The organism is Paraburkholderia phenoliruptrix, from assembly GCF_019511605.1.
GTDB classification, from domain to species: Bacteria; Pseudomonadota; Gammaproteobacteria; order Burkholderiales; family Burkholderiaceae; genus Paraburkholderia; species Paraburkholderia phenoliruptrix_A.
This window is the reverse complement of record NZ_JAEUAV010000056.1, coordinates 1-3,006: the sequence shown is the minus strand read 5'-3', so window position 1 is coordinate 3,006 and position 3,006 is coordinate 1. Positions and strand designations below refer to the sequence as shown.

General features: G+C 58.8%; 5 protein-coding genes. All 5 read right to left on the bottom strand.

The window, feature by feature from the left end; translation table 11 throughout:
* Positions 1-238 precede the first annotated feature (238 nt).
* On the bottom strand, positions 239-544 hold the full coding sequence (locus tag JNB89_RS30705; protein ID WP_220364726.1) for a transcriptional coactivator p15/PC4 family protein: 306 nt from the start codon (positions 542-544) through the stop codon (positions 239-241).
* Entirely contained in the window at positions 541-750 is a 210-nt protein-coding gene (locus JNB89_RS30700; RefSeq protein ID WP_220364725.1) for a hypothetical protein, read from the bottom strand. Before JNB89_RS30700 ends, JNB89_RS30705 begins: the two co-directional genes overlap by 4 nt.
* A gap of 141 nt (positions 751-891) precedes the next feature.
* A complete protein-coding gene (locus tag JNB89_RS30695; protein WP_220364724.1) occupies positions 892-1,389 on the bottom strand; it encodes a hypothetical protein in 498 nt (165 codons plus the stop codon).
* A complete protein-coding gene (locus JNB89_RS30690; protein WP_220364723.1) occupies positions 1,386-2,651 on the bottom strand; it encodes a tyrosine-type recombinase/integrase in 1,266 nt (421 codons plus the stop codon). Before JNB89_RS30690 ends, JNB89_RS30695 begins: the two co-directional genes overlap by 4 nt.
* Before the next feature lie 107 nt (positions 2,652-2,758).
* The coding region (locus tag JNB89_RS30685; protein WP_220364722.1) for a hypothetical protein at positions 2,759-3,006 on the bottom strand (248 nt) is incomplete at its 5' end.

Genomic DNA, 3,006 nt, shown 5'->3' with positions numbered 1-3,006 from the left:
GGCGGGCACTTGACGGGGTTAGCAGACCGGAACGTTGGCACCGGCAGGGCCGAAGCCCTCCCCACCAAGGCCCACCCATTGATTGGACGTGCGAAGGTGTACGGACGCAAAAAAACCGCTCGACGGCGGTTGTCCGCCAACATTTTCAGGCTGCTAAACCCGGTGTCTGTTGTCTCAGACACGCGAAAAGTATACGCGCCGCCGTTTACCGCGTGCAAGGGCTTTTTTAGGGGCTGAATCACGCTGCCTCCTTCGGGTCGAAGGATTGGGCCGCCAGCATTAATGCCTGGACGATGCCAGGGATTTGCTCCGGACGTATCGTTACGCCTTTTTGCGACGGGGAATATCCTGCATTGCAGGAATACCAAACACGAAGGTCGACGTAGGTCCGGCCGCGGTACTCCTTCACGATCACGCGCAGACGTTCGCTGTCGTTCTTCTGGAGATCGAGAAACACTGTTCCTTCGATTCCTGCGGTGCTAACATTCGAGCCGATGAGGTTTTGCTTTGTGGCGCCCTGCGGGGCGCTATTTTTTTGGCTCATACGGCCACCGCAACGTTGGTGTGTGCGGACAAGCTCTCCATCTCGCGGCGCCAATCGGCCGCAGCCTCTTGGCTGACGAGAGTTCTCCGGCCTATTTTCATCAAGCGCGGCCCTTTGCCATTCTTGATGAGAGAGTAGAAAAGTGTGCGCGACATGCGGCCGTGCGCCTCGCAGAATTCTGCGACGGTAAAGGCAGGTTTCGACATATTGGATGCTCCTAAAACACTGGTTGTTCGTCAGTGTCCGGCCGGGACATCCACACTCTATTTATTCTGCAAGCGCCTGCCTATTTGTATATACGCTGCGCGATTTATACTAAATCCCGATTGTCGTGCTTCTTCTAAATTTCAATCTTCTAATTTAGAAACATTTGTATCGTCGGGATTAGAGGACCGGTGCAGGTCGACAAATAGACCCCTGTATTTGTAGTAGTCCCCGGTGACTTTTTGCGGTGAGACCTTGCGTTTTGTCGCCACGGTCGCCGTGGCATGAGTCATCAGCTCGCCGGCAAGAATTAGCCGGCAGACTTCGAAAGCAATGGCGCGAGACTTCTTCTGCGCTTTGGTCAGCATTTGCTCTTTTCGCAGGCCCATCGGCGGGAACGTTACGCGCCAATTTTTAGTGTCATCCGGGAAGCCAGACAGTCGCGTCGCGAGCGCACGAGCCGCTTTCTGAGCAACGCCGGCGATCGGCTCGTCTTGGAAAGCAGCCGCGAAGAAAATCTGAGTCGCCAGGTTCAAAAATTCGTCGTCGTTCACGGGACCAAATAGCGGGTGCGCATCATAGGCCCGCTCGAATTCCCGTTCGATTCGCTTTTGCTCAGCGAGCATTTCTTCGTCGGTCACGCTTCTTTCTCCATGCTCGTCGCGGCGGCGCTTGCGACCGGCGAACGGTTCAGTTTTGCCACGGCCGCAGACAGATGCTCAGGCGCAAGGTGCGCGTACCGCAAAGTCATAGTCAGGTCCGCGTGGCCGAGAAGCTCGCGCACCGTGTTGAGGTCCACACCGGCCATGACCAGCCGGGACGCGAAGTGATGACGCATGTCGTGCCACCGGAAATTTGTGATCTTCGCGTCTTTGAGCAGCTTTTGCCATGCCGTCTTGACGTCCACGCGCACGCCGCCATCCACGCTCGCGAAAACGATCGATTGATGGGACTGTTCGCGCCACGCTTTGAGCGTTGCGAGCGCCTCGTCGTTGAGCGGAATGTGCCGCTGCCTTCCCGACTTAGCCGAAGTGTCGACCACGGTCAGGATTGCACGATCGAGATTGACGTGCTGCCAGTCGAGTTTGAGCAGCTCGCCTTGCCGTAGGCCGGTGTTGATGGAGAGCAGCACGGCGGGCTTGAGATGGTCGACAAACGCCGCGCCACGCAGGTCGGGCATCGGATCGTACCCGCGGGACTCGCGCCATGCATTCGCGCTCTCGCGGGCGGCCCGGTCGCGCTCCTCGCGGGCGTCGAGCGCGGCGCGCAGGCGGCATTCCTCATCGTCGGACAGCCAACGCACCTTGCCGCTTGGCGCTTGCAACGCCTTAACCGTCCGCATTGGATGCTCAGCAATCACGCCCCATTCGAGCGCGCGCGAGAATAGGCCACGCAGCGCCGAAAGATCGCGGTTTACGGTGGATGCGCCAATCCCCGCCTTGAGCCGGCCAGAGCGCCATTTCTCAATGATCCACGCGCTGAATTCGCCGAGCGGCTTGTCTAGGTGTTCAGAAAACGACTTGCGCAGTCGAGCGAGTGTCGCGGCGCTGCTCCGGGTGTTGGCCGCCAGCCAGTCGGCATAGCGGTCGTTGATGAATGTAGCGAGGGTTGGCGTGCCGATGATTTTGTCGGCCTCTGCTTTCCGGCGGCGCCGCTCGAGCACGTCCGCTGTCGTGTCGCCGCGCTTGTCCACGTCGCGCAGCTCGACCTTCGCGAGATCCCGCATCGGCTTGGGGTCTTTTTCGGGCCAGTATCCGATGACGCGGCGTCCCTGCCTCCCGTCCGGCTTGGTCCAACGGATCGTGTAAGAACTGGAGCCAGCCGGCGTCACCTTGACAACGAAGCCAGGCAAGGCTGCATCCACGAACTCCTGATACTTCCCGGTCGGCTTGATTGCCCGCATGAAATCGCGGTCGATCTTGAATTTCTGACCCATGCCCTAGCCCCTGCAAGTAGGGCAAAAGTATAGCCTAGGGCAACGGTAGGGCAAATCCTGCGCCGAACAGTGGATTACGTGCCCGAACAGAGAAAGACTAAGTAGCTGATTTTAAATGGAATGGAAAACGTCTGCGAACACCCAAAAACAGCGTTGGGGACTCTCCGAAGGCAGGGGTTGCTGGTTCGATCCCAGCCGGGCGCGCCAAATAGCTGGTCCATTTGTTCGAGGCCTATCCCCTCGCTCCCGCGTTCCCCCGCCAAGCCATGTCCGGTTAAAAACCGGCCGCGCCGCATTTCCTCACCTGCAACACCATCAGGCC

Excerpts from the sequence above, each read along its gene's own strand:
- JNB89_RS30705 (WP_220364726.1), bottom strand. The coding sequence starts at position 544 with ATGAGCCAAAAAAATAGCGCCCCGCAGGGCGCCACAAAGCAAAACCTC.
- JNB89_RS30700 (WP_220364725.1), bottom strand. The coding sequence starts at position 750 with ATGTCGAAACCTGCCTTTACCGTCGCAGAATTCTGCGAGGCGCACGGC.
- JNB89_RS30690 (WP_220364723.1), bottom strand. The coding sequence starts at position 2,651 with ATGCGGGCAATCAAGCCGACCGGGAAGTATCAGGAGTTCGTGGATGCA.